This window comes from Streptomyces sp. NPDC002138, from assembly GCF_040296485.1.
In the GTDB taxonomy this organism is placed as follows: domain Bacteria; phylum Actinomycetota; class Actinomycetes; order Streptomycetales; family Streptomycetaceae; genus Streptomyces.
In genome coordinates, this window is the sequence record NZ_JBEOXE010000041.1 from 36,304 (window position 1) to 50,763 (window position 14,460).

Genomic DNA, 14,460 nt, shown 5'->3' on the forward strand with positions numbered 1-14,460 from the left:
CCGGGGTGATCGTCGGAACTGCTCGGCAGCGGGCGGCGGATGGGTGCCTCGCCGACCGGGGAGCGGGGGCCGGAGTGCAGAAGCATCGTGGAGCTTCGCAACGTCTCCACAGGATTTATCGAAACGTGACAACTTCTGGTGCCCACAGCGTCATCGCATCGAGTATCCCCGGAAGATTCCCTTCCAGTGGTGCGGATGTGACCGGACTGACGCCCGGTTCACCGCTACACAGGGGGAGGCGGGCCCCGACGGGGCGTGCCACCCTCCCACGGGACAGGCCGTACCCCGGCATGAACGAGGTAACAATGTGCGAACTTCTCAACCGCATCTGGTCCCGCCCCCGCGGCGAATGGACCCGGGTCCTGCGAAAGGAACTGCCCGCGCTGGCCGCCGGCATCATGGAGGAACTCCGCGACGAGCTCCCGGAGTTCTCCGCACTGGTCGAGGACCTCGGCGACGAGGTGGTCAGACAGCAGGTGGAGTCGGCCCTGCTCACGGTCCTCGGTTACCGCGAGCCCGCCGCCCGCACGTCCGGCGCCCACCCGTCCGGCGCCGCGCCGGAGAACGCGTCCGAGCACGAACCCGAGCACGCATCCGAGCACGCATCCGGGCACGCACCGGACCAACGGCGGATCCCGGCCCAACGGCGCGCGGCGGAGCCCCGGAAGGCTCCCGAGCCCCCGGGGACTCCCGAGCACCAGAGGGCCTCGGAGCACGGCGACGACGAGCCCGGTGCGCGCGCACCGCGTCCCGCCCTCGCCGCCGTTCCCGCCCAGGGATCCGGCAGCGCCCCCGAACGCGCGCGGCGGGAGCTCTTCGCCGCCCTCACGGGTGACATGACCATGGCTGATTCCGCACTCTGTGAACTGGCCGCGGCGGCCCACTGGCCCCTCCCCGCCACCGTCCGGGCCATCGTCCCGGCCGCCCCCGGGGAGACCCAGCAGCTGGCGGCCGTCCTGGACGACGCCCTCGTGGGCATGGTCGGCGGCCAGCCGTGCCTGCTCGTGCCCAGCCCGGAGCCGGACGCCCGGGGAGCCCTGGAGTGCTCCCTGCGCGGGCGTTCCGCGGCCGTCGGCCACCCCGTCGCGCTCCGCGACACCGCCTCGTCGCTGCGCTGGGCACTGCGGCTGCTGGCCCTCACCCCGACCCGCGCCGGACTGGACGCGCGGGCCGTCTTCGTCGACGACCACCTCTCGACCCTCCTGCTGCTGCAGGACGAGCCCCTGGCGCACGCCCTGGCCGCGCGCTGGCTGTGGCCCCTGAACGACCTCACCCCCCGCCAGAGCGAGCGGCTCGAAGTGACCCTGCTCGCCTGGCTCGAGGGCGGCGGCGCACCCGAGGCGGCGAAGGCGCTGAGCGTGCACCCGCAGACCGTCCGTTACCGCATGCGGCAGCTGGAGAAGCTCTTCGGCCCCGGGCTGCGGGACCCCCGCACCCGTTTCGAGCTGGAAATGGCCCTGCGCAGCCGCCGCCTGATGGCCCAGGTCCGGCGCCAGCACTCGCGGGTGGGCCGCAGGGCCCGTACCGTCACGGCGGACTTCCGCCCCCTGGACGTCATGGCCCGCGTCAACGGCCTCTGATCCGCGCCTCCCTCCCCCACACCACAGGCCCCGGCCCCTCCCCCGCCAGCACGGCGGAGGAGGGGCCGGAGCCACGCTCGGGGCGGCGCGGGGAGGTGGGAGGGGACGCCACCCCGAGGGTCCGGGGGCCGTGCGGCCCGGCTGGGGGCCGCACGGCCGGGGCGGGCGGGCCGCCTCAGCGGCAGGCGCGCCCGTCGTTGATGCAGCGCACCGCGTTCGCCATCAGGCCGTCCGACATCACGTTGATGAAGTCACCGTGGTCGGTCACCGGCTTGTGCAGCTGCTCCGGGAAGCTGTCCACCGCGAACCGCGCGCCCGGCGCCACCCCGTAGACGATCCGCTGCACCAGCTGCGGGATCGCCTTGAAGCCGGCCGGGCAGGCGCCGTTCTTCCCCGCGAAGGCCACGTGCGTACGGTGGTTGGCGCTGTCGCTGTTGCGGCCGTCCCAGCAGCTCTGGAACGAGAAGGTCCGCACGACGTCACTGCCCTTGGGACAGATCGGGTACTTGTCCTTGAGCTGACGGTTCTCGAATCCGGTGCAGCTCCATGACGCGTTGGCATTGGCGGTGCCGTTGGTCAGCGCCTTGGCGTCACCGGTGATGATCCGCAGGAACCGGGGCATGGCGGTGACCTTGGCGGCCGCACTGCCCTTGAACTCGGTGGTGACCTGCTTCGGCTTCAGGATCGTGCCCACGTTCGCGTCCTGGCCGCCGCCGGGCGCCTTGGCGTCCTGCTCCGCCCGGCCGTCGCGCAGCCGCAGCACCGGCCAGTAGTAGGTGGACTGGTCGCCGTTGGTACAGGTGGTGCCCGCGGCGGCCAGGCTGTTGTTGGTGGAGAAGGCGTCCGTGGTCTTGTTGCCGACGTAGTCGTGCATGTGGTGGGCGCCGTTGCCGACGCCGGGCGCGACGATCACGTTGTCGGGGTTGAGGTGCCGGTTCTCGTTGCGGCCGCAGTTCACCGCGAGGGAGCCGGTGGAGGCGCGGGCCGAGGGCGGGGGCGTGTTCACGTTCGGCCGTACGGTGTTGATGGCGACGAAGTCGCTGCGCGCCGGGCCCCCGCTGCCCGCACCCCCCTTGCGGGCGGCGTTCAGGGCGTTGCCCCCGGCATCGGCCGCGGCCGGTTCGTCCGCCGGATCCGCGGCCGCGGCCTGCTGCATCGAGCAGGCGCCGAGCGCCTCCAGCCCGTCGGGGCGCGCGGAGGCCCGCCCGAGCGCGTCGGTGAGGCGGCCGATGGTCGTGCCGCGCTGCTGCTTCAGCGTGCCGAGCAGAGCGTCGCCGCCGGCGCGGCCCGAGGCGAGCTTGGTGTAGGCGTCGGCGACCTGCGCGTCCAGCTGCGCGAGGTTCTCGTCGACCGCGGACCGGGCCTGTTCGGGGACGTCGCGGAGCTTGTCGCCGACGTCGGGACAGTCGATGGTGGCCGTCACCGGGGCGCTCCGGGCGGAGTCCTGGCCCGCGGAGGCCTGCTGGGTGACGATCACGACTCCCCCGCCGCCCAGGACGAGGGCGCTGACGAGGGCGAGGGCCTTGTGGGACGGCCTGAGACGGCGTTTGTGGCCGTTCTTGCTCATGCGATCACTTCACTTCACTTCGTCGGTCGGGGGGTGGAGGGGGAAGGGGAGGGTGCGGCATCGGCGAGCCCGTCGAAATCGACCAGCCCGCTCGCTTCGAGGACCGAGATGTGGTCCAGCACCGTGGTGTTGGCGTCCGTGGCCAGGGCCCGGACCATGGAGTTGCGTGTCTGGGCCCGCACTTGGGCGACGAGGGCGAACACCTTGCCGTGCGCCCGGCGCAGCAGCTGGATGAACAGCCGCTCGTACTCGGCGCCCTGGGCGCGGTCCATCTGGGCGAGCCAGCCCTGCTGCTGCTCGGTGGGCCGGTCGGGCAGGTCGACGCCGAGGGCCTCACCCACCTCCCGGACGCGCCGGTCGAGTTCGGTGTGGCCCTCGACGAGGTGGTCCCCGGCCATGCGCACGCTCGGCCGGATGCCGCGCTGCTGGGCCTGGCGGCCCGCGGGCAGCTCCCAGAGTCCGGCGAGCCGCACCTTGCGGACGAAGTCCCGGTCCTGCGGGCTCAGCGGCCCGAAGGCCGTGCTCAGCGTTCCGGCGCCGTCGTCGTCGGCGGGGGCCTTGGCGGCCGTGGTCGCGGCCGACGCGGTCCTCCCGCCGAACTTCTGCACGGGGATCAGCAGCGCGATCAGGGTGCAGAGCAGGGCGCCGATGACCGCGCCCGTGCCGATCACCTGCCTCGACGCGAGCGACATGCCGCCGGCGGACGAACGACGGAATGACAGCACTGTGCCTCCTTGTGCGTGGTCCGGGAGGCCGTGTGTGTCTGCCTGTACTCCCGGGTGCCAAGGGACGCTAGGCGAGTCCGGGGGCGCGTACGGAAGGGCCATCACGAACGGACAAAGTTCCGGGCGCCGCCCCGGGCGGGTGGTACGGTCCGCCCGTTCGCCCTCGGGCCCGACGGTGAATCCAGCGGTTCCCAACTGCCCTGCCACGCGCCGTGATTGAGTGTGTACGCGACCACGTGACAGGAGATCCGCCATGCGCCGGTACCGCCATGCCCAGCCCGTCCGCCACGCCCTGACCACCGCGGCCGCCCTCACGCTCGCCCTCGCCGCGGCCGGCTGCGGCGCCGACGACGGGACGAAGGAGGTCTCGCAGGAGGGCAAGGGCGGCTACCCGTGGGTGGCCACCGACGAGATCTGCAACTCCCTGCCGTACGAGAAGCTCGCCGACCCCCTCGGCAACCGCGAGGAGGTCGCCGACCGGGCCAAGCGGACGGGTGGTGGCGCCCCCGGGTTCACCTGCACCCAGCCGCTGGCGGAGCGGGGCGCCGCCCGGTACGGGGGCGTCAAGGTCGAGCTGGACTTCGCCTTCACGGAGAGCGTGGATTTCGCCAAGGAGGTCTTCGCCGCCGGGCGGAAGGAAACGCACCCCACGGCGCCGGAGGGCGCCCAGACCGAGGTCAAGGACGTGGGCCGGGAGGCGACCCGGTTCGGCTACGACAAGCCGAACGAATTGCACCAGGTACGGGAACTGCGGCTGCGGGACTCCAATCTGCTGCTCACGGTGGTGGTCACCGCGGACGCCCGCACGGAGCCGACGCCCGAGAGCCTCAAGGCGATGGACACGGCGGTCGACGGCTTCACCCGCGGCGTCCTGGACGCCGTCCGGAAATAGCCCCGGATGGGAAACCCTTGACGCAAGGTTGACCGGACCTTTCGACTGTCGTGGCGGCAGGGGCCGTTACGGTCCCTCCCATGTCCCTACGCCCTGCCGCCCTCCCGGTCCTCCCGTACCGCAAGCCCACCCGCGGCCGCGACTACTGGGTCCTGGACGACGTACTGCCCGACCCGGACGCGGCCCGCGAGCGTGCGCTGGCGAGGGACGACTGGACCGAGGGCTACCCGCACAAGCCCGAGAGCTGGCCCGGGCTGCGCGCCATGCCCGGACTGGACCCCGGCGAGCTGGAGCGGGTCGAGCGCCTCGTCCGCAAGGCGACCGGCGCCCGCGAGATCTGGGCCGAACGGCCCGCCGGGGGCGGCACGTTCAACCACAACTGCGTCCAGGTGGTCGGTGCGGGCGAATGCGAGCCCCGCCCCCACACCGACTCGCGCAGCCTGTGCCGCTACGCCGCCGTGCTGTACCTCAACCCCCGCGTCCCCAAGGGCTGCGGGACCAGCTTCTACCGTCAGAGCCTGCCCGGCGGGGTCCTCGGCGGCAACCAGGTGATCGCCCCGCACAACACCCTGGTGGACGCGCTGGGCACCCGCTTCGTCGCGCCGGACTCCTTCGTCCCCGACGTCGAGGTCCCCCACCGCGCCAACCGGTTGCTGCTCTACTCCGCGAACATGATCCACAGCGCCACCGACTACTGCGGCACCACCCTGGAGGACAAGCGGATGACCGCCGTCTTCTTCTGGAAGGCCTGACCCGCCGGCAGGCCGGACCCCGCCGGCAGGCCGTACCCCGCCCGCCGGGGTCCGGGAGCCGGGCGGCCCCCGCTCAGCCGAGTCCCTCCGGGAGCCGCCCCGTGTGCAGGACGCCGAGCGTCTGCGTGGCGCGCGTGAGCGCCACGTACAGGTCGCTCGGCTGCAGTTCGGCGGGCTCGGCCACGATCACGGTGTCGAACTCCAGGCCCTTGGCCTGGCGCGGATCGAGCAGGACGACCGGCCGGGTCAGGTCCGGCTCCTCCCCCGCCCGGACCGGCGCCCCCGCGCCGGACAGCGCCCCGGCCAGCGCCCCGTGCAGCGGGCGCGGAGCGATCACCGCGAGCCTGCCCTCCGCCCCCAGGTGCCCCGCGACGGCCTCGGCCACCGCCCCCGGAAGGTCGCCGGTCTCCCGGATCCAGGGTGCCACCCCGGTGGACCGCACCGAGCGGGGAGGTTCGAAGCCCGGGTGGTGGGCCCGCAGCACGGCGGCGGCGAGCTCCATGATCTCGGCGGGCGTCCGGTAGTTGACCCCGAGCCGGGCCAGCTCCCAGCGGTCGCCGACGTACGGCGCCAGGATCCGGTCCCAGGATCCGCAGCCCGCTTCGTCGCCCGTCTGGGCGGGGTCGCCGACCAGGGTCATCGAGCGGGTGGGAATGCGGCGCATCAGCAGCCGCCAGGCCATCTCGGACAGCTCCTGCGCCTCGTCCACGATGAGGTGCCCGAAGGCCCAGGTCCGGTCGGCGGCGGCCCGCTCGGCCGTGCTGCGGTGGTCGTCCTCCTCGTGGCGCTCCGCCATCCGCTCGGCGTCGATGAGGTCGTGCGCGGCGAGGAACTCGCTCTCCTCGTCCTCGAATTCGTAGGACTCGGAGCCCTGCGAGAGGTCCAGCACGCCCTGCGCGTACGCGACGCGACGCTCGCGGTCCTTCTCCTCGGCGGCGCGCAGCGCGCTGTCGTCGGTCCCGAGCAGCTCGGCGGCCTCGTCCAGGAGCGGAACGTCCGCCGGCGTCCAGTCGCCGTCCGCGCCGCCTGAGCGCCGGATCAGCGCGGCGTCCTCCGGCGCCAGGTGCGTGGGCTCGGCGAGGAAGTCGGCGATCAGCCGTTCCGGGGTGAGGGCGGGCCACAGGGTGTCGATGGCGGCGTGCACCGGGCCGCTGGTGGCGATCTCCTTGCCGAGCTGGGCGACGTCGTCGGGGCCGAGCAGGTTGGGGCCGCCGTACGGGTCCGCGCCGAGCCGGTCGGCGAGCTGCTCGGTGAGCGCGTCGATGATCCGGAAGGCGAAGTAGGGGCGCGCCAGGTTGTGCGGCAGGCCGGTGGCGCGGGCCCGGTCGCGGGCCTCGTGCGCCATGGTGCGGTGCAGCAGCAGGGTTCCGTAGTCGTCGTGGTCGATCTCCAGGGCGGCCTCGGGGACCGTGTCGGAGTCCTCGCCGAGGCCCGCCGGCACCTCCTCGGGCAGCGTCTGGCGGTCCTCGACGACCCGCGCGAGTACGTCGGCCATCGCGGCGCGGCCCTTGACCGCCGCGGCGCCGGGCCGGTCGGCGGCGGTGGCGTGCACCCCGGGGAAGAGTTCGCCGAGCGTGGCGAGCAGGACGCCCGTCTCGCCGAGGGCGGGGAGCACCTGGCCGATGTAGCCGAGGAACGCGGGCCCGGGGCCGACGATCAGGACGCCGCGCTTGGCGAGCAGCTCCCGGTGCGCGTAGAGCAGGTACGCCGCCCGGTGCAGGGCGACGGCGGTCTTGCCGGTGCCCGGGCCGCCCTCGACGACCAGCACGCCGCGGTACGGGGAGCGGATGATGCGGTCCTGCGCGGCCTGGATGGTGCGCACGATGTCGTGCATGCGGCCGGTGCGGGCGGCGTCGAGCGCGGCGAGCAGGACGGCGTCCGCGTCGGCGCCCTCGTGGCCCGTGCGTTCGGCGTCGGTGAGGTCGAGGATCTCGTCGTGCAGGGCGGTGACCCGGCGGCCACGGGTGGTCAGGTGGCGCCGGCGGCGCAGCCCCATGGGGTGGTGGCCGGTGGCGAGGTAGAAGGGGCGCGCGACATCGGCCCGCCAGTCCAGGACGAGGGGGGTGCGCTCCGCGTCGTCCTGGCGGATTCCGATGCGGCCGATGTGGTGGTCGCGGCCGTCGGAGAACTCGAGCCGGCCGAAACAGAGGCCGTTCTCGCCCGCGTTCAGGGCGGAGAGCAAGCCCGATTGTTCGGCGACCATGACATCGCGCTCCAGCCGGGCCTGGAAACCGGTCCCGATGTCGCGCAGGGCGCCGTGTACGGCGCGTTCGGCCTGCTCGCGCAGGCCGTCGAGCCGTTCGTACAGCTCGGTGATGAATTCCTGCTCGTTCTCGAATTCCGCGGTTGACAATTCCACTCCCGACGCGATACAGTGTTCCCATAAGCTTCTTCACGGCTTCGCCATGCCCGTCAGGGTTCGGGAGTCGTGAATCAATAAATATACGCAGAGAAATACCCCGGTCGTCAATCCGACCGGGGTATTTCTTTTATGCGGGGCTATGCGGGGCTCCGTCGCTCAGGCGTTCAGAGACGGCACCACTCCACCGGGGTCAGGTCCTTGACGTAGCGCGCGGAGACCCAGGCCTCCTGCTTGCTGTACAGGCGGTACCAGAGGTGGTTGTCCCCCACCTTCTCGCCGCGCTCCTTGCAGAGGATCCTGACCTTGTGGTGCGGGTAGACCTTGCCCAGCTCGCGCGAGCGGGTGGTCGGCTCGCTGCGGACGGTCAGCGGGCCCTTCGACACCACCTTGCCGAGGGCGTACTCGCGCTCCCGGTCGTCGTCATCGGGCCTCGGCGCGGCGCCCGGGTGGCGCGCCGCCATCTGCTCGTTGGACATGATCTGCGTCGCCGGACCGTCGTCCGCCACCGCGGCGCCCGCACCGGAGAGGCCGAGCAGCAGGCTGCCGGCGGCAAGGGCGAGGACCGTCCTGGTGGGCTTCGACGTGATCGAGATGAACGGCATGAGCGGCTCCCGTACGAAGACTTCCGGCGACCCGTCCGGTCGCCCGGGACGACTATGGCGACGCCGCGCCGCGTCGCCGGGCAGGCGCACCGCCCTTTCCTCCCGATCCGCCGGATCTCATCCGATTGACCCCCTCCCGTCCGCGCGCGCGTCCGGTCCGGCGGGGCGTACGTCGACCGGGGCGCCGAGGGCTCGGGCCCGCTCGGCGGCCCAGACCAGGCGGTGCGTGGCCAGGCTGGTCCGGGGACCGGAGAGCAGGAGGTCCCCGTCGCCGCTCGCGACGGCGGCCAGGAACGCCTCGGTCAGGGCCAGGTCCCCGCCTCCGTGCCCGCCCCCCGGCGCCCCCGCGGCGGGTTCGACCCGCTCCTCGCGGCCCGTCCGGAAGTCGGTGATCCGCAGGGCCGCCCCGTCGCCCTCGATGTGGCCGTGGGTGCCGAACAGCCGGGTGCGGCGCTCCGACATGGGGGTGAAGGCGCTGACGGTGAAGGTGGCGGTGGCCCCGTCGGCGAATTCCATGGCGACGACCTGGTGGTCGGCCGCGTCGTTGTCACAGGCGTACACGCAGCGGCCGTACGGCCCGGTGCGCAGCGCCTCCTCCACCCCGGCCCGGGTGGGCTCGGCGGTCACCGCGGACAGCGGCCAGAACTCGCGGTGGGGATCGCCGAGGCAGCCCAGGTAGAGCCGGGGCGCGGAGTAGGGGCAGTCGGGCTCGACCGGGCAGTCGCCGCAGCGGGCCGTGGCGCCGGGCGGGGCGCCCTCGGGCCGGAAGTGGGTGCGGCTGCCGTAGGACATGACGGTGCGCGGGGTGCGGCCGAAGAGGTGCACGAGCCAGTCGAGGTCGTGGCAGGCCTTGGTGAGGAGCAGCGGCCCTGAGGTGTCGGAGCGGCGCCAGTTGCCGCGGACGAAGGAGTGCGCGAAGTGCCACCAGCCGACGGGTTCGAGGTGCTCGGCGCCGACGAGGCGGCCGATCCGGCCTTCGTCGAGGAGGGCCTTGAGGGTCCGCGTGTAGGGGGTGTAGCGCAGTACGTGGCACACCGCGAGGAGGACGTCGTGCCGCTCGGCGGCCTCGGCGATCCGCTCGGCCTCCCTCTCCTCGGCGGCCATCGGCTTCTCCACCAGCAGGTGGTGGCCGGTGGCGGCGAGGGCGACGGCGGGATCGGCGTGCATCCGGTCCTGGGTGGCGATGATCGCGGCGTCCGCCTGCCGGCCCGCCGCCGCCAGCGCCCGCCAGTGCGGGTGCACCCGCTCGGGCGGTACGCCGAATTCGGCCGCGGCGGCCGCGGCGCGCACCGGGTCGGGTTCGGCGAGGGCGGTGATCCGTCCGGCGCCCGTCGCGTGGGCGTGCCGGGCGTACGTCAGCCCGCGCAGCCCGGCGCCGACCAGGGCCAGGGTCACCGGCGCGGCGGGCGGGCGGGGGTGCGTGGTCATACGGGCCTCCGGTGACGGGCGGACGGGCTGCGGTCGGCGCAGGGCGGCGTGGGCCGGGCAGGATCCGAAAGAGACGGCCCGGGCGAGCCCTGCCCCGCCGGGCGGCTCGCGAAGCGCGGCGCCGGGCACCGGTTCGTACGGCGCGGTGCCGGGAGGACCGGGAGAGGGGCGCCGTAGAGTCGGCGCGGGCGTCTCCACCAGCCCGAGGGGGGTCCGGGGCCGTCCGGCCGCGGGACGCGCAGCGGCAAGGAGCAGCAGTGGTGCCGACCGATCCCCTCACCTTCCCCCGCGACCCGGCGCGTCTCGGGGCACCGGGCCGCGAGCCCCTGCACGTGCTCGTGCTGGCGGGCTCCTCCCGGACCAAATCGGTCAACTCCCGCCTCGCCGCGCTGGTCGCGGGCATCGTGGAGCGGGCCGGGGCGAGCGCGGACCTCGCGCACATCGGCGACTTCCCGATGCCCCCCTACGACGGTGACGCCGAGGCCGGGGAGGGGCCGCCCGCGGCGGCCGAGGCACTGCGTGACCGGCTGAAGGCGGCCCAGGCCCTGGTCATCGCCTCCCCGGAGTACAACGCGTCGGTGCCGGGCGTGCTGAAGAACGCCGTCGACTGGGTGTCACGGCTGCGCCCGCAGCCCTTCAAGGACAAGCAGACCCTGCTGGTGTCGGCGTCCCCGTCGATGGTCGGCGGCAATCGCGGCCTGTGGGCGCTGCGCGTCCCGCTGGAGCACCTCGGGGCCCGCGTGTATCCGGACATGTTCAGCCTGGCGATGGCGCATCAGGCGTTCGGGGCGGACGGCGCGCTGGAGGACGCGGGACTGGGCGAGCGGCTCGCCGCGACGGTGGACTCGTTCCTCGCGCTGGCGGAGGCCGACACCCGCTACCTGTGTCTCCAGCGGCGTTGGTACGAGTTCCTCGGGGACCGCAGTGACGCGCCGGTGACGGCCCGCGCCCAGGACTGAGGGCGCTCGGTGCCGGTCGGTCGCGGAAGTCCAGGACGGCACTCCGCTTTGTCCATGGGCCTGCCCCGGCAGCGGTCCGCAAGCTGACGTGATCAGCGAGCGGCCGGCCGGCCTCCACGTCGTGCGGTCGTCCGCGCAGGAAGCGCCGACTCCCGGAGGTCCGATGCGCACCCCCCTCTGGCCGGCCGCAGCCGCGGTGGCCGGGCTCATCGCCACCCTGGTCGTGGCCGTGCCCACCGCGACGGCGGCCACGCCCGTGACCCTCACCTCGCCCGACCTGTCCGTGCGCGTGGACCCCGCCTTCCCCCGGGTCATCGACTACACCCGGCGCGCCACCGGCGACGTGCTGCACGGCAACGAGGACCCGGTCTCCACCGTCCTCGTCAACGGCGCCGCGTACACCCCGACGGTGACCTCCAGCGCGGGGGCCTCGGGGATCGACTACGTCATGTCGTTCTCCGGGGTCAGCGTCAAGTCCTCGCTGTCGGTGACCGGTTCGGTCGTCGAGTTCAAGGTCACCGCGATCGAGGACACGGCCGCCCTGCGGGTGCGCGGCTTCTCGATACCCGACCACAACCTGGTCAGCGTGCGCAGTGACCAGCCGGGCGCCGCGCTCTCGACGGCGTCGATGTACACCGCCACCGCGGGGACGGGTGATGTCTTCACCCCCGTCACCGCGAGCACCCCGGCCGACGCGGCCGCGAAGACGGTGATGTACGGGCTGGTGAACACCGGCAGGCTGGCCGCCGCGATCGATTCCAACTCCCGGTACGACCAGCCGTCCGGGGGCACGGCCCGGGAGAACGGCCGGATCAGCGAGCGGGTCACCGACAAGGGCGCGTACCGCCGGGCGGGCCTGTGGAGCGGGGACTGGCTGTACCGGGCGAGCGGCGCCCCGCTGGACGATCCCGAGCCGCTGCCGTACGCCCGTGTCGCGATCACCGGTGACCGCAACGCCGATGCGGTGGTGGACTGGCAGGACGCGGCGATCGCCTACCGGGACATCTGGACGCCGCCGACGGGCTGGCAGCGGACCGCCGACCGGGTGGTGCAGAGGATCCCGTTCAACTTCGCCTCGGCGGCCACCCATCCCTTCTCGGAGACCCTCGACGAGACCAAGCGGGTCGCGCTGGCCACCGACGGGCTCGGCCAGTTCGTGCTGCTCAAGGGGTACGCCTCGGAGGGCCACGACTCGGCGCACATGGACTACCAGAACATCGGGTCGAAGCTGGGCGGCGCGGCGGGCCTCAACGCCCTGACCACCGCCGGCCACGCCTACAACGCCGACTTCGGCGTGCACATCAACGCCACCGAGGAGTATCCGGTCTCGGCCACCTTCGATCCCGCGCACCAGAGCGGCGGCCTCGGCTGGGACTGGCTGGATCAGTCGTACTACGTCGACACGCGCAAGGACGGCCAGTCGGGCGACCGGCTCCGGCGCCTTCAGGACCTCAAGGCGGCGGCTCCGGGGCTGGACTTCCTCTACGTCGACGTCTGGTACGGCGACGGCTACGTCTCGCGGAAGCTGGAGCGGGAGATCGGCGGGCTCGGCTACCAGCTGGCCACCGAGTTCCCGAACACGCTGACCGAGCAGTCCCTCTGGCACCACTGGGCCACGGACGTCGACTACGGCGGCAGCGACCTCAAGGGCATCAACTCGACCATCACCCGGTTCATCGCGAACCACACCAAGGACGACTGGATCGCCCGCGATCCGCGGCTCGGGGGCGCCGAGGTCAGCGCGTACGAGGGCTGGCAGGGCAAGAAGGACTACACCGCCTTCCTGAACACGACCTTCGCCACCAACCTGCCGACCAAGTACCTCCAGGAAGCGCCGATCGTGAAGTGGACGGCGGACACGGTCACCCTGGCCAACGGCACCTCGGTCACGACCGCCGGGGGCGGCCGGAGGATCACCACGGCCGGGCGCACCGTCCTGGACGGCTCGGCGTACCTGCTGCCGCGCGACGGGAAGCTCTACCACTGGAACGACAAGGCGGCCTCGACGACCTGGACCCTCCCGGCCGGCTGGAGCGCGCCCAAGCTGTACCAACTGACCGACACCGGGCGCCGACTGGTGGGGGACCTGCCCGTCACCGGCGGCAAGGTGACCCTCGCCGCCGCCGCCCGCACGCCGTACGTCGTCACGAACGGGGCCGCCCCCGCGCAGGCCGACCCGCGCTGGGGAGAGGGCACGCCCGTCAAGGACCCCTCCTTCTACTCCGGTGACCTGAGCGCCTGGAACGTCACGGGAGCGGGCGCCGCCGTCAGCCGCAACGCCCAGGGGCAGAACGAGCTGACGCTGGCCCCGAACACCGCGCCCGCAGTGTCGCAGCAGCTCACCGGCCTGACCCCGGGGACGTACGCCGCCTCCGTGTGGGTGTCCACCGCCACCGGGCGGGCCGTCACGCTGAAGGTGACGCCCGCCGGGGGCACGGCCGCCTCCGTGTACGCGGACTCCTCGCCGCTGACGAACAATCTGGGCGGCAGCGAGAAGAACGGCACCACGATGCAGCGGATGAAGGTGTTCTTCGACGTGCCGACGGGCGGGTCGAGCGCCACACTCCAGTTGTCGGCCGCCGCCGGCCCGGGCACGGTCTTCCTGGACGACGTACGGGTGGTGCGCGGCGCGCGCACCCCGCTCGGCGGGCACTGGTTCACCGAGGACTTCGAGAACCTGGACGCCGGCTGGGGGCCCTTCGCCTTCGGCGGCGCGGGCGGCGCGGCGACCGACCCGCGCACGCATGTCGCCCAGCTCAACGCGCCGTACACCCAGGCGGGTTGGAGTGGCAAGCTGGTCGACGACGTGATCGGCGGGCGGAACTCCCTCAAGTCGCACGAGGAGCGGACCGGCCTCGTCTACCGCACCCTGCCGCAGACCCTGCGGCTGGTCCAGGGGCGCTCGTACAAGGTGAGCTTCCGCTACGAGAACGGGTTCGCGGGCGACTACCGGTTCGTCACCGGCGCCGGGAGCACGGAGAGCGCCACCGCGCTGGGCCAGGCCCGGACCGCGACCACCTTCACCCAGACCTTCACGGCCGGGGCGGACGCCTGGATCGGGATCCGGAAGGTGAGCGCCGAGGACTCCCACAACGAGGCCGACTTCGTCCTGGACGACCTCGCGGTGGACGACCTGGGACCGGCGGGCGGCGGTGAACTCCTCGTCCCGCAGTCGCAGATGAGCGTGGCGGCCGTGGACAGCGAGGAGACGGCGGGCGAGAACGGCCGGGGCGCCAACGTGCTCGACGGGGACCCCGCGACCCTCTGGCACACCCAGTGGTACCGGGCGACCGCGCCGATGCCGCACGAGATCACCCTGGACCTGGGGGCCCCGTACCGCGTGTCGGCGCTGCACGTCCTGCCGCGGCAGAGCCAGAGCAACGGCCGGATCGCCGACTACCAGGTCCTCACCTCCGCCGACGGGGTCACCTGGACCGCGGCGGCCTCGGGGACCTTCGCCGACTCCCCCGCGCAGCAGGACGCATCCTTCGCGGCGCGCTCCGCGCGCTACCTGAGGCTGCGGGCCACGAGGGAGGTGGCCGGCCATCCCTGGACCTCGGTCGCCGAGCTGAACGTCGGGTACACGCCGTGAC

Annotated in this window: 10 protein-coding genes; 5 read left to right on the forward strand and 5 right to left on the reverse strand. The window is 73.3% G+C overall.

The features are described from left to right. Nucleotides 1-305 precede the first annotated feature (305 nt). The gene (locus ABT084_RS24985; RefSeq protein ID WP_351047934.1) at nucleotides 306-1,580 is read left to right on the forward strand and encodes a PucR family transcriptional regulator; all 1,275 of its coding nucleotides are present in this window, start codon (nucleotides 306-308) and stop codon (nucleotides 1,578-1,580) included. 175 nt (nucleotides 1,581-1,755) lie between these two features. Here the strand turns inward: ABT084_RS24985 and ABT084_RS24990 are convergent, their stop codons facing one another. Then, nucleotides 1,756-3,147, reverse strand: a complete 1,392-nt coding sequence (locus ABT084_RS24990) for a DUF1996 domain-containing protein (protein WP_351047937.1) — start codon at nucleotides 3,145-3,147, stop codon at nucleotides 1,756-1,758. 14 nt (nucleotides 3,148-3,161) lie between these two features. Then, a complete protein-coding gene (locus ABT084_RS24995; protein ID WP_502969153.1) occupies nucleotides 3,162-3,839 on the reverse strand; it encodes a DUF4142 domain-containing protein in 678 nt (225 codons plus the stop codon). A gap of 286 nt (nucleotides 3,840-4,125) precedes the next feature. On the opposite strand from ABT084_RS24995, the gene ABT084_RS25000 reads away from it, so the two are divergent. Both ABT084_RS25000 and ABT084_RS25005 read left to right on the forward strand, forming a co-directional pair. Then, nucleotides 4,126-4,764, forward strand: a complete 639-nt coding sequence (locus tag ABT084_RS25000) for a hypothetical protein (protein WP_351047943.1) — start codon at nucleotides 4,126-4,128, stop codon at nucleotides 4,762-4,764. A gap of 80 nt (nucleotides 4,765-4,844) precedes the next feature. After that, nucleotides 4,845-5,516: a DUF6445 family protein gene (locus ABT084_RS25005; RefSeq protein WP_351047945.1), complete on the forward strand. Its 672-nt coding sequence runs from the start codon at nucleotides 4,845-4,847 to the stop codon at nucleotides 5,514-5,516. 73 nt (nucleotides 5,517-5,589) lie between these two features. On the opposite strand, the gene ABT084_RS25010 is transcribed toward ABT084_RS25005, so the two are convergent. The 3 genes from ABT084_RS25010 to ABT084_RS25020 form a co-directional block, all read right to left on the reverse strand. Beyond that, nucleotides 5,590-7,869, reverse strand: coding sequence for a HelD family protein (locus ABT084_RS25010; RefSeq protein ID WP_351048018.1), 2,280 nt, complete (start codon nucleotides 7,867-7,869; stop codon nucleotides 5,590-5,592). A 173-nt stretch (nucleotides 7,870-8,042) separates the two neighbouring features. Beyond that, on the reverse strand, nucleotides 8,043-8,480 hold the full coding sequence (locus ABT084_RS25015; protein ID WP_351047948.1) for an SH3 domain-containing protein: 438 nt from the start codon (nucleotides 8,478-8,480) through the stop codon (nucleotides 8,043-8,045). Nucleotides 8,481-8,597: 117 nt separating this feature from the next. Next, nucleotides 8,598-9,908 (reverse strand): Gfo/Idh/MocA family protein, encoded by a 1,311-nt coding sequence (locus ABT084_RS25020; protein WP_351047951.1) that lies wholly within the window; start codon nucleotides 9,906-9,908, stop codon nucleotides 8,598-8,600. Nucleotides 9,909-10,234: 326 nt separating this feature from the next. Between ABT084_RS25020 and ABT084_RS25025 the strand changes: the two genes are divergently transcribed. Next, nucleotides 10,235-10,867, forward strand: a complete 633-nt coding sequence (locus ABT084_RS25025; RefSeq protein ID WP_351048021.1) for an NADPH-dependent FMN reductase — start codon at nucleotides 10,235-10,237, stop codon at nucleotides 10,865-10,867. A 163-nt stretch (nucleotides 10,868-11,030) separates the two neighbouring features. After that, nucleotides 11,031-14,459 (forward strand): endo-alpha-N-acetylgalactosaminidase family protein, encoded by a 3,429-nt coding sequence (locus ABT084_RS25030; protein WP_351047953.1) that lies wholly within the window; start codon nucleotides 11,031-11,033, stop codon nucleotides 14,457-14,459. Nucleotide 14,460: the final 1 nt, after the last annotated feature.

Coding starts and splice junctions, on each gene's coding strand:
- ABT084_RS24985 (WP_351047934.1), top strand. CDS start 306: ATGTGCGAACTTCTCAACCGCATCTGGTCCCGCCCCCGCGGCGAATGG.
- ABT084_RS24990 (WP_351047937.1), bottom strand. CDS start 3,147: ATGAGCAAGAACGGCCACAAACGCCGTCTCAGGCCGTCCCACAAGGCC.
- ABT084_RS24995 (WP_502969153.1), bottom strand. CDS start 3,839: ATGTCGCTCGCGTCGAGGCAGGTGATCGGCACGGGCGCGGTCATCGGC.
- ABT084_RS25000 (WP_351047943.1), top strand. CDS start 4,126: ATGCGCCGGTACCGCCATGCCCAGCCCGTCCGCCACGCCCTGACCACC.
- ABT084_RS25005 (WP_351047945.1), top strand. CDS start 4,845: ATGTCCCTACGCCCTGCCGCCCTCCCGGTCCTCCCGTACCGCAAGCCC.
- ABT084_RS25015 (WP_351047948.1), bottom strand. CDS start 8,480: ATGCCGTTCATCTCGATCACGTCGAAGCCCACCAGGACGGTCCTCGCC.
- ABT084_RS25020 (WP_351047951.1), bottom strand. CDS start 9,908: ATGACCACGCACCCCCGCCCGCCCGCCGCGCCGGTGACCCTGGCCCTG.
- ABT084_RS25030 (WP_351047953.1), top strand. CDS start 11,031: ATGCGCACCCCCCTCTGGCCGGCCGCAGCCGCGGTGGCCGGGCTCATC.